The sequence below is a fragment of the Sporolactobacillus mangiferae genome, from assembly GCF_023336505.1.
Lineage (GTDB): Bacteria > Bacillota > Bacilli > Bacillales > Sporolactobacillaceae > Sporolactobacillus > Sporolactobacillus mangiferae.
Genome location: NZ_JAMAST010000022.1, coordinates 22,357 through 38,108 on the forward strand (window position 1 = coordinate 22,357; position 15,752 = coordinate 38,108).

General features: G+C 43.7%; 13 protein-coding genes and 1 pseudogene. 5 read left to right on the forward strand and 9 right to left on the reverse strand.

Annotated elements, in window-relative coordinates; translation table 11 throughout:
* Positions 1-146: 146 nt before the first annotated feature.
* Entirely contained in the window at positions 147-623 is a 477-nt protein-coding gene (locus M3N64_RS12755) for a GyrI-like domain-containing protein (RefSeq protein WP_249103149.1), read from the reverse strand.
* A gap of 184 nt (positions 624-807) precedes the next feature.
* Here M3N64_RS12755 and M3N64_RS12760 point away from each other — a divergent pair, with 184 nt between their 5' ends.
* On the forward strand, positions 808-1,764 hold the full coding sequence (locus tag M3N64_RS12760) for a helix-turn-helix transcriptional regulator (RefSeq protein ID WP_249103162.1): 957 nt from the start codon (positions 808-810) through the stop codon (positions 1,762-1,764).
* Positions 1,765-2,016: 252 nt separating this feature from the next.
* On the opposite strand, the gene M3N64_RS12765 is transcribed toward M3N64_RS12760, so the two are convergent.
* The gene (locus tag M3N64_RS12765) at positions 2,017-3,165 is read right to left on the reverse strand and encodes a glycosyltransferase family 4 protein (RefSeq protein ID WP_249103165.1); all 1,149 of its coding nucleotides are present in this window, start codon (positions 3,163-3,165) and stop codon (positions 2,017-2,019) included.
* Between the two features lie 362 nt (positions 3,166-3,527).
* Here M3N64_RS12765 and M3N64_RS12770 point away from each other — a divergent pair, with 362 nt between their 5' ends.
* The gene (locus M3N64_RS12770) at positions 3,528-3,692 is read left to right on the forward strand and encodes a hypothetical protein (RefSeq protein ID WP_249103168.1); all 165 of its coding nucleotides are present in this window, start codon (positions 3,528-3,530) and stop codon (positions 3,690-3,692) included.
* Positions 3,693-4,439: 747 nt separating this feature from the next.
* On the opposite strand, the gene M3N64_RS12775 is transcribed toward M3N64_RS12770, so the two are convergent.
* From M3N64_RS12775 to M3N64_RS12785, 3 genes are read right to left on the reverse strand one after another with little or no spacing between them, the layout of a single operon-like run.
* Positions 4,440-4,892, reverse strand: a complete 453-nt coding sequence (locus M3N64_RS12775; RefSeq protein ID WP_249103171.1) for a DUF5063 domain-containing protein — start codon at positions 4,890-4,892, stop codon at positions 4,440-4,442.
* Positions 4,893-4,922: 30 nt separating this feature from the next.
* Positions 4,923-9,185, reverse strand: a complete 4,263-nt coding sequence (locus M3N64_RS12780; RefSeq protein ID WP_249103174.1) for an RHS repeat-associated core domain-containing protein — start codon at positions 9,183-9,185, stop codon at positions 4,923-4,925.
* Positions 9,182-10,960: a DNRLRE domain-containing protein gene (locus M3N64_RS12785; RefSeq protein WP_249103205.1), complete on the reverse strand. Its 1,779-nt coding sequence runs from the start codon at positions 10,958-10,960 to the stop codon at positions 9,182-9,184. The genes M3N64_RS12780 and M3N64_RS12785 overlap by 4 nt, the downstream gene beginning before the upstream one ends.
* A 167-nt stretch (positions 10,961-11,127) precedes the next feature.
* Here M3N64_RS12785 and M3N64_RS12790 point away from each other — a divergent pair.
* From M3N64_RS12790 to M3N64_RS14220, 3 genes and pseudogenes are all read left to right on the forward strand, one after another.
* A pseudogene (locus M3N64_RS12790) lies at positions 11,128-11,472 on the forward strand (DinB/UmuC family translesion DNA polymerase); the annotation flags it as partial.
* A 371-nt stretch (positions 11,473-11,843) separates the two neighbouring features.
* Positions 11,844-11,987: a hypothetical protein gene (locus M3N64_RS12795; RefSeq protein WP_249103223.1), complete on the forward strand. Its 144-nt coding sequence runs from the start codon at positions 11,844-11,846 to the stop codon at positions 11,985-11,987.
* A 142-nt stretch (positions 11,988-12,129) separates the two neighbouring features.
* A complete protein-coding gene (locus M3N64_RS14220; protein ID WP_368389918.1) occupies positions 12,130-12,420 on the forward strand; it encodes a transposase in 291 nt (96 codons plus the stop codon).
* Positions 12,421-12,462: 42 nt separating this feature from the next.
* Here the strand turns inward: M3N64_RS14220 and M3N64_RS12800 are convergent, their stop codons facing one another.
* From M3N64_RS12800 to M3N64_RS12815, 4 genes are all read right to left on the reverse strand, one after another.
* Entirely contained in the window at positions 12,463-12,705 is a 243-nt protein-coding gene (locus M3N64_RS12800) for a hypothetical protein (protein ID WP_249103239.1), read from the reverse strand.
* A gap of 92 nt (positions 12,706-12,797) precedes the next feature.
* Positions 12,798-13,022, reverse strand: a complete 225-nt coding sequence (locus tag M3N64_RS12805; protein WP_249103241.1) for a hypothetical protein — start codon at positions 13,020-13,022, stop codon at positions 12,798-12,800.
* Between the two features lie 497 nt (positions 13,023-13,519).
* Positions 13,520-14,515, reverse strand: a complete 996-nt coding sequence (locus M3N64_RS12810; protein ID WP_249103244.1) for an NAD-dependent epimerase/dehydratase family protein — start codon at positions 14,513-14,515, stop codon at positions 13,520-13,522.
* A 511-nt stretch (positions 14,516-15,026) separates the two neighbouring features.
* On the reverse strand, positions 15,027-15,500 hold the full coding sequence (locus M3N64_RS12815; RefSeq protein WP_249103290.1) for a DUF8821 family protein: 474 nt from the start codon (positions 15,498-15,500) through the stop codon (positions 15,027-15,029).
* Positions 15,501-15,752: the final 252 nt, after the last annotated feature.

Consider the following 15,752-nt stretch of genomic DNA (forward strand, 5'->3'; position numbering starts at 1 on the left):
TTATTGTCCGTTCGAGTTTTTTAGTGTTCGGAAATTCATAAGAGCGACACCCGCTATTCACACTGTTCGCATTCGGGAAATGACGGGTAAACGATCCTGGGATTCCCACATGATGAGAAAATACAAAGCCGCTGCGCAACGTTCACTCATTTTCTGACGATAGGAATCCAGATCTCCCCATTCACCTGACCGGCCGTTTCACTCGTCTGCACGGACGTATTTGGGCCGCCGACATAGGCGAAATCAGTCGCGTTAGCCAGGATTTCGCCAAAGGCGATGCCTTCCAATTGACCGAACAATTGTCCCGGATTGTCTGCTGAACCAGCGATCACAAGATATTCACCGGCTGGAAACTGAATAGCCCGCGTATTTTTGCCCTCAGGCAGTTCAGCATTGCTTTGAACACCGGAATAATACCACATCTCACCGTTAACCGCTTCATTGACTGCAAATTCCAGATCATTGTCTGCCAGGCGCTTTAACTGATCCCAGCGACCATCATTCATGACCGTCTGCCACCAGGCTGCTTTAGCTGCGGGAATCTGTGCGTAGTCATCGGGAAGCTTTGTACCATAGGCCAGCACAGTGAATGCATCTTTTGTTTGGATTTCGTAATTGGACATATGTCTGTCGCTCCTTTTCTTTGATATACTTAGTGTACCGCTTAATCATGTCAAAAAATGATACCTTTTGCTTTTTTTGTTTACACATATTAATTCATACGGAAAAAGTGGAACTCTTCCTGTTTTTCAATATTTAATGGGACGGAAAATAGGCTGTAAAGTTTAGCAAACGGGAGCCTCAAAGATGAAAAGAACAGAACGTTTAAATACGATGATGCGTTACATGAATAACCGGCAATTCTTTACGATCAGCGAATTGATGCGTGAATTTGGCATCTCACGTTCAACAGCGATTCGTGACGTGCACGACATTGAAGCACTAGGCATGCCGCTTGTTGCTGAGGTCGGTCGCGATGGTGGTTATTCCATTATGGATAACCAGCTGCTGCCCGCCGTGCAATTTACCAATGATGAACTCAAAGCCTTGTTTATTGCGTTTCTCGGAACGGCAAACCAGCAACTGCCCTATCTGCAAAACCGCAAAACACTGAGTGAGAAGCTGCTGGCCATTGCCTCAACCGGTCAGCAGGATGAGCTCATCGAGCTGAAACGTTTGCTTCAATTCGACAACACCAATCCCAATAATCCTGATTTACTGGAACTCAGCGATTTCCCCACTCCAATGCTGAGAATTGTACTCGAACTCGCATTAAAGAGCCGATATCTCATCATTGAGTACCAGAAGCCGCATGGTGAGCAGACAACGCGGCGTGTATACCTGCTTTATTTCTTCAATCGCAACACCAACTGGTACGCGGCGACCTTCGACTTTTTGCGTCAGGAACAGCGAACATTTCGCGTTGATCGGATCAAAGCTGCACGAACGGACGTGCAAAAACCTGTGCCGCAAAAGCAGCTTCTGGCATTGATCAAAGCCAGCCGACGTAAACCTAATTTAATCATTCGGCTTGGACCCTCAGCAATCATTAAGTTCAGGCAGATGCACCTTCCCATGCTCAGCCTGCGCTATTTAGACGCTTTTCAACAATCAGCCGAATTTTCGGATTTTGTCGAGACACAAAAAACACAGCAGTTGGCTGCTTACGCCGAGTGGCTGCTGTTTCTGGGTGATGATCTGAGTGTTGTGAAGATGCCCGATGAATTGCGGCATATGATTCGCAGCAAAATCAGCAGATGGTAAGATCACTCGACATTTTCCGGTCATTGAGCGTGATTTTCCGGCTATGCCGCGAGATTTACCGGTCACTGAGTGCCGTTTTCCGGTCATCGCCCGACATTTTCCGGTCACTGCCGCTTTCAACGTTCTGTACAATATTCTTAACCCCACGGTTTGTCAGTTATACATGCATGACCGGCAGGCACGTTTTCCCAGGTAATCAGGAAAACCGTGTTGTACCCGTCTCTTAATCAGGACGGTCTGCCGAATCACGTTTTATCCATGGGCGGCAAGTCTATGGATCTCGCCGTCAAGTGTCCTGATATATTCATTCAGCAAGGCCCCAAAAATCCGATCCCAGCTTTGTTCAAGCGCGTAATGGCGAGCCGCGAGCCCCATTGAATGCCGCAGCATCGTATTATTCAGCAGAGAAGCAATAGCTTCTGAAAATGCATCACTATTTTTTGGCTCGCAGAGAACTCCGTTTTTATGATTGCTGATAATCGTTTTGACGCCGCCGCTGTCTGCTCCGATGACCGGCGTGCCACACGCCATTGACTCCAGCACGACATTGCCGAAGGTCTCCGTCGGCGAAGGAAATACCATCAAATCGGAGCTGGCAAAAACCTGTGCCAGTTCGCTAGGTGTCAGATAACCGGTGAACGTTACGTTTTCACCGCATATGGCCTTCGTCTGCTCAGCAAGCGGTCCGTCTCCGGCGATCAGCCAATGCACATCATTTCCCCACTTTTCATTTACTTTTTTCATGATCCTTACTAAAGTATCGATATCTTTTTCTGGTGCCAGCCGTCCGGCGAAGGAAAGCATATATTTTGAGTGTATCCCATATTTCCGGCGAATGGCCTGAGCTGAATCCTGAGGGTGGAACAACTGACAGTCGACGCCTCGGCTCCAGATGCTGAGATTGTTAAAACCTCTGGTTTCCAGTTGCCTCTTCGTCACTTGTGAAGGTACGAATGTTCTTTGAAGGGAATTGTGGAACCAGCGCAGATAATGCCAGAGAATGGGAGAAAGGAAATCCATTTTGTAGTAGCTCAGGTAAGCATCAAAATCAGTGTGGTAGGAGCCAACAAGAGGAATGTTCAACTTACCCGCATAGTATCTACCGATCAGCCCCATGTTGAACGGGGTGGCTACATGAATTAAATCGGGTTGGAAACGAATCAATTGCTTTTTAATAAAATGAAGCGTTGGAAGAGCAAGGCGGCATTCCGGATACACGGCGAATGGGATGCTTTTAATCTTCTGAATACTGACGCTTTCCCATTCATCGTTTACATTCTGCGGGGCGAAGACCATATAATCGATGCCCTTGCGATTCAGATAGTCGGTGAGACGCTTCAACGTTTTCGCTACGCCATTGATCTGAGGTGTGTACGTATCCGTAAAAATGGCGAGTTTCATCAATGGAACCCCCTGTAATCATCGAAGTATGAACCAAGGATCGCAACCTGCCAGAACTGAAGGAATAGACGATATCCAGTAAAAAATCTACTGTCAGCCTCTTTACCCCTTTATTTTAACCGCGCAACATTAAGACAGTTCCATGAAATGTAAAGTCAGTCTAAACGTATGTAAAATTTATTGAGGATATCAGAACATGATATTTTTGACTACGATTACTTGAGAAAAGCTAGGTATATCAAACATTCTACAATCCTAATTAAGATGCCCTAAGAATGCTTGGGGCAATTCGTGGGGTAGTCGTGGGGCGGTTGTCATGAGTTAGGGCTATGGGGTAAGCGAGTAAAAAGGGGCCATTAATAATGTCTGGAATTGAAGCGATGATCAAAATCAATAACGCTAAACTTGTCGAATTGAAAAACTATGAACAGAATCACAAAAAAAGTCTCGTTGATCGAGTGATTTATTATGCCGTCGTTCACGAAATTGAGTATCTTGAAAGACAAAATAGAGAGCTCGAAGCTTAAACAGCGTTGCCCAAATTTTACAAGAAAAAGCATTAATTAATAAAAATCGTACCTGTTAACCTCTCACGGGGTACAAAAAACCATAGTATTGATCACGTGTAACCGTTCTTTTTGCCAAAAGCTTGATTTGCACGATCATTTGATACCATGGATAATAGAGTTGTTTGGGAAATAGCAAACCTAATATAAGAAATACCCATCCATATTGAGGAGTGGATGGGTATTTCTTATATTATTTAATTAAATTGTAAATACTTGGGTTGTTTATGTTCATTGTTGTCAGATAGATCTTATGATACGCGATCACACTCGGCACCCCACATCGTTCACAACATCCATACTTTTCTATGAATCATGCACCAGGACTTCGATCGATAGAACCTGTATTTCCGAATTTTGTAACGATGTTTGTAGAATCCTTAATTTAAAGCCATTTTCTCTTTGAATAAATCGTTACAAATTTCAATGTGGGACGAGTGTGAAAAATCGGTACAAACAGATATACATCAACGTTTTTAAGCATTTCTCGTTATACATTTCGGGAATGCAGGATAGAAGGTCTTAGCTCATGGCTTCATGGCTTCATTGCCAGTGTTCATTTTAATTGTTTGAATGATCGCATACTTTTCTGAATCCTTATCCGCAGCCTGTTATGCTTGTAACAATAAGTCTTTATATATGAACCTCCTACCACGATCACATGTACACAACGTTAAGTAAATAGTTAAGGACATCAAATACATTTTATTAATCTTCATCAGTAATTCGAAAAACAATTGAATGTAAAGCGCGAGTAGCATCAATGGCATGCCTCCCCCAGTGAGTTTCAAAACTGAACTTCCAAGTTCCAAGTGCACCCTCCGTTTTTCCTTTGTTATATAATAATATTCCTTCCTGCAAATCATGATAAATATCCGATATATCGTCGGTCAAACTCGCATGAATAGGCTCATCGAGTTGATATGCATCAAATACCTCCCAGTAGTAGTCATTTTTCCCAATATTTAGATTTGGATAAGAAATATTATCATTTATTGATTCAACTTGATCAAATTCAGTCTTTGATAACTTAACTCCGCTCGCATAAATATTTAGAATCTTTTCAAGTAGTAATTTATAGTTTAACGAGTCATCAATAATATCAATGAAATCACAGTACATTTTAGCATTTCTATAAAACTCGTTTGCTATTTCTAACATTACAATCACCACCACCTAAGTATGTGAAATTCAGTGTCTCAATTTAGATCTCAATTTTGCGATATCTCTTTCCCATACTTCAATTTCATGTTCCCAGTGTTTTCTATCTCTTGAGTGAGGATTCCGTCTAAGTTTCTGCTTATGCTCCCGTACTCTTTTTTCCAAACTATTAATTTGTTTTTTTACTTTTTTGTTATTCTGTGCTTTCATAAATATTGACTTAGCTTTTCTTGAGAGATGCCAAACTCCATAGCCAACATAATATGCCCCAGCAGCAATTAATACTCCTGCCGCAACATATTCACCCACCACTGGAATAAATAGTATCGCTGCCAATGCAAAATTTCCATCAGGATCCACATTGATCATCGGATTATTTTCCGCATAGGTGTATCCGTTTTGCGATAGTGTGTTATCATCATCGCCTGAATCTGGATCCATGGATAAAAAGTTGCCATTCTGAGGGTCATAGTAACGAGCCTGCAAATAATAATGCTTGGTTTCTGAATCATAGGTGTAGCTGGCATACCGAACGTCATTATCTTTGGCAATGGCTCCGTCTTCACTAAGGATGTTTCCATAGGCATCATATGTGTACGAACCCACTTTGTCGCCGGATTCGTTGACAATTTGAACCACATCGCCGCGCTGATTTGTCAGGAAATAGTAAGGCGTCGTTTTCCAGTTGCCGGAGGAGTCCTTATCTTTAACAACCATGCCGACGACATGACCGTTCGGATCCCATTGGTAATAGTGATAGGATTGAAGATCATTTCCCCTTTTTGTGATTTCAAGAATCAAATTATTGCTGTCACTGTCATAATAGTATTCGTTGGTCTGATCACCAACAAATTTTTTCGTACGCAACCCATTTTCGTCGTAGGCATACCGTGCAACTTCCGTTCCATCAAGTTTTGACACCTTCGTCTGATTGCCAAGTGCATCGTACGCATAGTTAAATTGATCATCCTGAATTAAATTGCCATCGACATCGTAGCGAAAGGCCGTGTCGTTCTTCGTCAGAATCTGATTGGCGTCATTGTAAGTAAATGTAGCGGCTGTTCCATTGACCTGACTGGCTGTCCGATTGCCAACGCTATCGTACGTATACGTATTCGTCGTTCCATCCGGAAGAACCTCTTTCGTTAGCTGACTGTTTCCATCATACGTGTACGTTGAATCCCCATCCGAATCTGAAGCCTTGGTGATGTTCCCCGAATGGTCATAGCTGTAAGAAACGTTCAGTGTTGCTGAACCGTCGGAGCCCTTTGTATACGATAATCCGGTTAAATGATTGGCCTCGTCATAGGTATAGCTGTTGGTGAAAAGCCCGTTATTCAGATTGATTGCCGTCTTATTATGTGTCAGATCATAGGTATACGCAAGCTGAAGCAGGTCAGCTCCATCGGATTCAGTAACCTTGACATTGTCCACTTTTCCTTCCGGCGTATAGGCAAACGACTGATCTAAATTTAAAGGCTGCGTGCTCTCCGTCATCGACACGTTCTGCTTCGTCAGCTGACTATTGGCATCGTAGCTGTTCTTGGTTTGGAAATTCCCCTGAATGTAGTTGGTCAGCAGTCCTTCAGCGGTATAAGCCCATTTCTTTGTCACTAGTGGAGTGTTTGTGGTTAAATCCGTATAAGTGCGCTCGGTTGGGTTACCCGCATCATCGTACGTATTCGACCACCCCAAGACATTTTGTCCTGCTTTTTGAACCGTGGCTTTCGTCACCTGATTGACCTCATCATAATCATATTGCATCGTAATCCCGGAATTCAAGGTTTCTTTCGCGAGATTCCCGTTTGCGTCGTAGGTGTTCGATGTTTTCATCGTGGTGGTTCCGTTAACTGGCAATTCCGTCGCCAGAAGCTGATTGTTGCCGTTGTACGTATAGGCTTTGGTCTTCCCCTTCGCATTAGTCAGAGACGTCATGTTGCCGTTATCGTCATAGGTGTAACTTGTTTTATTGCCGTTGCCGTCAGTTACCGACGTCTTAAGATCTGCATTCAGCGGATCATAGGTGTACTGCGTTGTCCGTCCGTCAGCGTCCGTCTCACGAATCGTCTGGCCGTAGTCATTATATGCGGTAGTGGTGGTATTCCACTTGGCATCCGTTTCGACTTCTTTAAGGCTGCTATCTTGATAGTCCGTTGTACTGTACGTCTGATTTGGATAAACAACTTTCGTTTGACGGCCATATTCATCATAGCTGTACTTAGTAATCTCTTCGCCGATCTGAGTTTGCGTCAAATTGGCACCCGTATACTGGTTGGTCGTTTTTGTGCCATCGGGATCGGTTTTTTCGATGACATGATTTTGATCATCATACCGATAAGTGGTGGTCTTGCCATCCTTGTCGGTATCACTTAACGTATTCCCACGACTGTCATACGTATGGGTTGCCGACTTCCCATTTTCATCGGTATCCGTCAGTACATTGTAATTGTCATCATAAGTCACTTTTGACATCGTTCCGTCTGCATTTTCCGTATGCGCGACTGCGTACGTATCGTGATCAGTGTCCCGCTGATAGGAGGTCGTCCGTCCCGTCGTATCACTCACTTCATAGCCATTGTTCGTATCATCATAATGATAGGTGGTGGAAACGGATTCAGCTCCGGACTTTTGCGGTTCAAGTATCGACAGTTCATGAGCGTCATAACTGATTGTATCCACATTGCTCTTGCTGTCGGTGAATTCGGTCATCTGACCGTCCTCATCATAGTCAAACTGATTCGTCAGTGTTCGGGTCGTTCCATTCGCCCGGGTCGTTGTCTGCACGAGACGATCTCCATCATACTGGTACTCAATCGAACGATCTTTAAAGGTCAGTTTCGTTATTCTCCCATTCGTATAGGTCAACTGGATCGGATTTCGAACGAGTACACCGGAATGATCCACCTCAGCAATCTGGGTCAATTGATCGCCCGTATTATACGTAAACCGAATTTCGTTCTGATTGGCATCCTGATAGGCAAAAAGTCGAAACTGCGCGACTTGATTGGGGTCTTGTTCGAACAGTTTCGAGAAGCCATCGGTATCTTTCAAACGATAGCCGCTTGTTCCGTTCACCGTTTCCTTTGTCAAGGTCAGATATTTTCCTTTAGGCGATACGTAGGCACTTTTAGCCGTGTCATAGAGAAACGTATGACTCGTGCCGTCTTCATCATCATATGTGATTATCGGTGTCGCCGAAGTATCTTTCTTTGTCAGCCGTTCATTGCCGGAGAATGTCCACCCCTCCCCGAATGCGGACTGGCGATTTGATCGGGTGTTATAACTTCGGACCAATGTGAAGTCAATGGGACTGCGCGTAAATAGTGCCTGATCATCAAACTGCATCACTAAATTACCGGTAGTTACATTGACCGAACCCTTGGCATTCCCCATCTCATGCTTATCATACGTGAAATAATCTTCGAGTCCCAGTTGGTCTCCGTGCTTTGCAATTGTGACAAATTGATCCGAAGAGGCCAAACTTACTCCTCGTTCTCCACTTATTTTCCCTTTTTCACTTGATGAAGCATTTTGATCGTTATATCGGAACGCACGGACATGAACCTGATAGGCCTTCTGATCGATCAAGGACTGCGATGCTCCGGTAATCTGATACTGATGCGTTGGATCCATGGGCAGATCCGTGATGTTGCTAAATAGCGAGATCCCTTTGGAGCTCCATGAGGTCACTTTACCGACTTCAAAGGAATGGAACGCTTTGCCATCAGAAAGCTCTACCCGATAGCCGCCCGCGCCAGTCACCGGACTCCAGGTCACATTCAGAGCCCCCAAGTTGTTAACCGTATCGGTCAAGTCCCCGCTGGCAGCGACATTTTTCGGCGTGTCCAGTGGAATATAGCCATACTGAGAATCAGAAAAAGGAGTGGTTCCCAGTGCAGAATAGGCCTTAATCCGAATCGAATAGCGATGGAAAGAGCCATAATCCCCGCCTGCAGCTATGGCATTTTGATAGACTGAATTGGGATCAATCGGCAGTTCTGAGCCGGTTTTATTATGATGCTGCAGATAACCACCTGATGTGATTTCACCATCAGTCGGCCATAATTTCTGCCCCTTTGTTGACCAGCTTGTCACATTGCCCACATTATATTCTTCATAACCCTTCCCGTTGTAGATCAGAACTTTATATCCTGTTGCATTAGGAACTGCGTTCCATGAGAAATCAAGCCATCCCCGACCTTTATTTGTTGCATCGTTTTCCGGATAGGCGTAGGCTTTCACTGTCGGACGGTTGGGGGTATCTACAAGATTCGCCGGTATCGCTTTTTTCACTTCGGCAGTGCCGGGCTGTTCCCACCCGGATACTTCGCAATGACACGGAATCCGTAATCCTTTCGCGTGGTGGCAGTCCCACTTTTAGCAGAAAAGAAATCGCTCGGATTCACAGCTAATTCTGTTCCCGTCCCGTCCAGCTTATACGTTGAACTGCTGGAATAGGGTGCCTTCGGAAAGATATTTTTACCTTTTGATGTCCAGCTTGTTCCGCTTCCGGAATAGACCGTTTCAAATCCTTTTCCGTCGAACAATTGCAGTTCGTAAGCGCTCGCTCCATCAGCCTTCGCCCAACTGACATTGACGTACCCTGTTGACTGCCCGATCCCATTCTGAGCGGCCGTGACGGACGGATTCGTCATCGTTGGGTAATGATAACTGATCGCTAACTTTGCCTTGTTCGCACTTTCGCCGGCAGTTATTTTCTTCCAATAGGTTTGGCCATTACCATTGGTATGGAATTTAAATCCTTCATTTGAATAATCTCCTTTGACAAAACCTTGTACCGCACTTTTTACGTTTAAAGTAGCCCACTGATCACGCGCAACGGATGTACTTGTAATATTGGTCGAACTCGGACGATTATTCCATGTTAATTGGTTTGCATTCCAATAACTGTTCGCACGATCGACCCAGAGACCTGTCTTTTGCGTTGTATAATAAGAATGCGTGACATATACGTTCAAATTAGCCGAGTCGATGATTGCGCCTTTTAACTCACCAACGATAGCAAATTTAATAAACGCATAGTTTGTCCCTGTTGTGCTGTCGTATTTCCCTACTTTCAAAACATACTCACCTTGCGTGGAATCCCATTCTTTATTGTAGTTTGTCGTAGGGTAAGCACTTGATATAAAAGTATCGGCCAACACATTTAGTGTAACCGATGGATCGATGTAAACAGGATATACACGATCTGGTGAAGTTAACCAATCCTTGTCCACAATAAGACGAATTTTATAACTTTGATCCCCTGTTTGTTCGAGCTCGTAGTGTACTTTTGAGGACTTGACTCCATTTCCTAAACCAGGATTAATATTTGAATCTTCCATTATGGGTCTTGGCATCATAAATATGTTCTGTTTGTACGCTTCGTCTTTATAAAAACCAATGGAACCGTCATCATTTACATGTGGATTGAGCGTCGTATGAAGATCGTATTCGAATTGATGAATCCCTTTGTATTCATGAAGGATCCAATCCTCTTTCACTTCTTTATTGAAAGAGATGTGGCGTAAATCCATACCTGGAAATATATCTTTATAGACCAGTTGATTTTTGTTATGTTCCATTTTGGATGAAGGATTAGGCGATACTTCACCCGAGTCATCAAAGGCTTTAATTTGATCAATGGTTAATGTATCACTACCAAATCGATACCTGATTTTCTTATTTTTTTGTAATTTTTTCGGATAGTTAACTTTTAATTGAGTTGCATCGGTCTGCATTTCATCAGAGCTTGTATCCGAAACGATCTTGTCCGAAATATTCTCCCACTTACCCTTAAATTTATTGTGAATAGGTTCAGCGTATATTTCCTTGGTGAGCTGCCCCGTGTCGTCAACAAGTGTTTTTGAATAGGCATCGCGCGCCGAAACCAATTCTTTCTTTGTCTGAGGCTTCTTGTTTACATTTGCAGTAGTAGAAGCAGATGGATGCACCTTTTCTTTTTGGCTCCCTGCACTGTCTGCAGAAGCAACACTGGGTAAGAGACTGATAATTAGTGTCGCACAGAGCAGTGTGCATAGCCATTTTTTCAATTGTGTGAAAAACATTTATTTTCCCCCTGTTGATCCAAAGGTTCTTGACCTTCAGATCTCTCATCTATGCATTCATTTGAGCATAGATTGATTATATTGGAGAAACAAATAGGAGCACAATAGATTTTACATAATCACTGCATCGATATTTTTCGACAAATTTTGCGTAGAGAAGGTTTTCACTACATTTTCATGTCTCTGATTATTCGAGTATTTTTAGACAAATGAAACTTGATACAGCTACTGACTATGGACTAGACATTTATCATAAGGCATTGAATATATTTGCCGATAATTGGGACCATGAACCTGTATGCGGTGTTTCCGTCACCCTTTCAGATTTACAGCCGATGTCATCTTACCAACTGGACTTATTCGGCCGGGTCGAACAGAAGAAGAAATTAAGCACCGCAGTAGACGCTATTTATAATAAATATGGCAAAACCGCTTTGCTTCACGGATCCTCTTTACTTCTAGGTGGGAAATGGATTAATCGTGCAGGTAAGATTGGGGGGCATTATAAATGAAGGTAAATAAGTTAACAAATATTGGAAGCAGTGGCGATGACAGATCGTCAGCCTGTTGATCACATTTAAATCACCAATGCAGCGAGAACGGCTCCATCCGAATACAACAGATTCGAACGAGGTTCGCCGGTAGCCTAATCGAGTTCCCACTGAACCGACTGCAAACAGCTGCTCAAGCGCCAATGTACGCCCAACTAAATAATCCGAACTGTTTCTTTATAAACAGCTCACGAGTGATGCGAAGAACCGGATTCATCGCGTTTTACAGCCACCTTCTCTGAATTGAAACAAATGACTCTAATCCATACTAAACAGGTCTACTATCAGCTAGTCAGACGATTCTACCAGTCACAGAGGGGAGCGATCATTCATTGGCCGACGTAACAGAACAGATCCTCCAGTCAACGCTGAAGCTCATTGGACGTCAACGTGCCGAGGCTGGCAAAACAGTCGATTCGATGTACCACAAGTTTTTTTATCCGGCCGTCCCCAATGAATCACCAGTAGTGAAATAGGCTGTCTTACTGAGCCGATCAGACTCTAACGCTCTCCGCCCAGCGAAAAGCGGGAATCGAGAAGCAACTGCGAGCCGAAACGCTCCCGGAATACTCCGTTTATCTCAGATTTGCCTGACTGCGATCATCGCTGAATTGGGGAATTTGTTCCCACTTCGATTCTCCGAATCAAATCAACGCCTACATTGGTATCGATCTTCATCACTACAAATCAGGGCAGTATACGGCTGCTGATACGATCAGTAAGCGTGAGATGCCCTGGCACGAAAAATCCTGCACCGATCGATCCATCGGAACTATTGCTTCCACCGCCCGCTTTACTTATTTGAGTGGTAATAATGTTCGTTGGTGTCAGATAGATCTTATGATGCACGATCACGCCCGGCGCACCGCATCGTTCACACAATCCATGCTTCTCGATGAAGTGAAGTAGGCTTGTCGCGTTGTTCGCCATGCCTTGGATCGATAGAAGGTCTTAGCCCATGGCTTCATGACATAATCGCTCATTCTCGATCGTCCGAATGACTGGATACTTGCCTGCATCCTTATCCATGTACTTAATGGTCATATGATGTTTGCCAAAGTTTTTATCGTCTTCAGCCGATTCCCATTCATAACTGACATGAACCCTTCCCTTATCAATCTTCTCTCCGTTGTAGTAAACAACCGGAACAGAATCCATATCGTCAACCCTTATCTCGAACAAAGGTTTCGCCATCTCTGCACAACCTCCTAAATTTGTGTATACAAAAACAGGACACCATGATTGGCATCTTGTTCCTATTATTTGATCCGTTTTTTTAACATGTGTTATTTTTTTGGTGTTGCCATTCCCTTTCCAAAATCATATTTTTGATTGCAGTCATCACAATCACAAGAAATATTTCTATTTCTGTAACCAGGAATATCATCGTGTTCGTAGTATACTTTCCCTTTGCCACACGGACATTCATAGACAATGTTTGTTGTATCTCCCCAATTTCCTCCCGCCGCTCCGACAACGTGTGATTCCTCATTGATTACTTTTAATTGCAATAGGATCATCTCCATTTAGCATTATAATGTGTTTAATTACTTTGCCAAACGAAGATATTTTCCTGCACGAAAATAGAGCGCCGATTAAACGCTCATAAAAAACGCCTACACTAATAAGACCATTCGTAAGACAAATTCAGGAGAATACTACATCTTTGATTGCCAGTGAAAGTTCTTTGGCCCATGAACCTATAGACTGCAAGTCCATTTGTTCATTAAATTTTCCTGTTATTTCTGTAACAGAATCAATATTCACGATGGATTATCGACAGAGGCTCAACCATTTTCACTTCCATCATCGTTTTGAAGACGGCACTTAAAAAGTGTGTTTCGATTATTCAAACGAAAATCGAGGGGGGCCTCTCTCTCGATTCTTTTGAAGCAGTTTCCAGGCCGTCTCTGCGTTTGCAGCCAGGGTGATTGGACAGCGAATCTGCATCTTGTCAACGGTGGTGCCTAACTGAACTTTTTATTGATTTCCTCAGCAGCTCATTCGTTTATTTCGCTTTATGTATCATTTTCTCTATTAAATCCCGTTCGCGCTCTAATTTCATTCCCGCTTTCCACTCATAGTCAGCAGATCTTTCGCAAGCCCATTCCGCTGTTTCACGGATTGTCTCCTGAATCGGGCGAAATGTAAGTCCGGACTGGATGGCTTTTCGATGATCCACGGCTTGAAATCCGTTCATATTTTCTTTTAGAGGGATCCAGAGCGGCATTTCAGTCCAGGCAGTCACATGTTGTTCAAGTAAAAATTCTTCTGTTGCCCACTGAAACTGTACTTCCGCATTCAGGGTCTGGGCACAGGAATCAAGAAAGGTCTTCATGGTCAACGGTTCTTTTGGTCCGGTCGCATGATAGATACCTGTCTGCTTTCCTTCTGCCATATTCAGAATCCATAAGGCCAGGTCCCTGACATCGATCCATTGGATCCGCGCATCCGGATCACCAGGTGCGAGTACGGTCCCCCCTTTCATGATCCGCCATGGCCAATAAGTAAAGCGATCAGTCGGATCATGGGGCCCGACAATCAGACCGGGACGGACGATCAGTGCACGGCCTGGCATCTCCTCCTGAACGGCTGATTCACAAAGTGCCTTCAGCGGGCCATATGTTTCTCCATTTATATTTTCTGCCGTTTCATCCATCAATTGGCCGACAGCCGCCTGTTCATTGATGTTTTTCTGATTGAAATCATGATACACAGAAATACTTGATACAAACGTGTAGTGATCGGTTCGCCGAGCAAGCAGGTGAGCAGATTTATGGACGATTCTTGGCACATAGCCCGACGTGTCAATAACGGCATCCCATCTTCTGTTTTTCAGTACCGCTAAATCCCCGTCGCGATCGCCATGCAGCTGTTCAATATCGGGCAAAATATCCGGATGATTGCCCCGATTGAATAAAGTCACGCAATGCCCCTTTCTCTTTGCGATTTCTGCCAGATGCCGCCCGAGAAAAACCGTTCCGCCTAAAATAAGGATATTCACGATTAAAATCTACTCCTTTTTTCTACTTACTTCTTTAAACGTTTATTGACCTCGAATCGTTACAAAAGGGAACCGCTGAATAATCCTCGCTAAGAAATGAGACAAGGAGAGCTGAAGCTCGGGAGAAGACGGCCCTGCGCATACTGCAAAGGAAGATGGATCTCCGCATCATCTCTGAGCTAACCGGGCTATCGTTAGAAGACATCATCAGGCTGAATAAATAACCATTAGAAAACTTGGCTTCACCAGGCTTCTGGCAAAGGCGAAGCCGCCGTCGCACTTATACTATTTTCCTTAAATTTTTTCTTATAGTATAAATTAATGACAGGCGTCTCGCCTGCCCCAGAGTGCGTGATGCCTGTTTTGCTGTGATTTCAATAAAAGCACGCCAAATCATACTGTTGCTTTCCAGCGTTCTCCCCATATATAATATAGAATTTCTTTTGGTCTGTAATTAAAAGGACTTGGCATGAAGAAGGGCAGAATTCGTCCACTCGTGAGTTTGCCCACTTTAATATTCACCTTTAATGACAAAGAATGAACCCCGAATGGTTCCGGCAAGTTTAGACTTCTGCCGGGCAAACTTAAACGTTCCTTCTAACTCCATGGGCACCTCCATCCCTTCAGAAAGCTTAAAACCGACGGCCCGTTTCTTAGGGTTATCGACCGTATACATCACGTTGATCTCAAGGCCGTCCTCATAGAAGACATAGGCAAACTTGATATTTTCCACTTGAAAACGCGATGTTTCAAGCGGCCTGGCCGCAAACTGAAGATCACGTTCTTCTTTCAGAATTCGGTTTACTCGGTTTACATAGTCAAGCGTCTCCTGACTTTCCTCAGCTGCTAAAACCGTAAATTGATGCTGATATTTATTCATAAAGTAACGCGCCTCATTGGCACGTAAACCCGCAAGCGCTTCTGCTACAGGTGACGATTCTAATCCAATCTGAGACACGTTTTTAAAATCAACAACATAAGCCATGTTCATCGCTCCTTTTATCCTTTGTCGAAATAATTATGCCCATTCAGCATGCTCATCTCGCCTTGAAATCGGCTCAATCAAGTATTTATCTTCCTCTGATAAATATATAATACCCCTAAAACATGTCAAAAAGTGAAACTGTTTAGGGGCGATGAAAAAATTGAACGGATTAATGCAATCATGCGGTATGACATGTCAACATAACCATTTTTACAAAAATAGATTTCAGATTCCATTTGCAAATTAGTTACT

Coding starts and splice junctions, on each gene's coding strand:
- M3N64_RS12765 (WP_249103165.1), bottom strand. CDS start 3,165: ATGAAACTCGCCATTTTTACGGATACGTACACACCTCAGATCAATGGC.
- M3N64_RS12775 (WP_249103171.1), bottom strand. CDS start 4,892: ATGTTAGAAATAGCAAACGAGTTTTATAGAAATGCTAAAATGTACTGT.
- M3N64_RS12755 (WP_249103149.1), bottom strand. CDS start 623: ATGTCCAATTACGAAATCCAAACAAAAGATGCATTCACTGTGCTGGCC.
- M3N64_RS12800 (WP_249103239.1), bottom strand. CDS start 12,705: ATGGCGAAACCTTTGTTCGAGATAAGGGTTGACGATATGGATTCTGTT.
- M3N64_RS12785 (WP_249103205.1), bottom strand. CDS start 10,960: ATGTTTTTCACACAATTGAAAAAATGGCTATGCACACTGCTCTGTGCG.
- M3N64_RS12815 (WP_249103290.1), bottom strand. CDS start 15,500: ATGGCTTATGTTGTTGATTTTAAAAACGTGTCTCAGATTGGATTAGAA.
- M3N64_RS12760 (WP_249103162.1), top strand. CDS start 808: ATGAAAAGAACAGAACGTTTAAATACGATGATGCGTTACATGAATAAC.
- M3N64_RS12770 (WP_249103168.1), top strand. CDS start 3,528: ATGTCTGGAATTGAAGCGATGATCAAAATCAATAACGCTAAACTTGTC.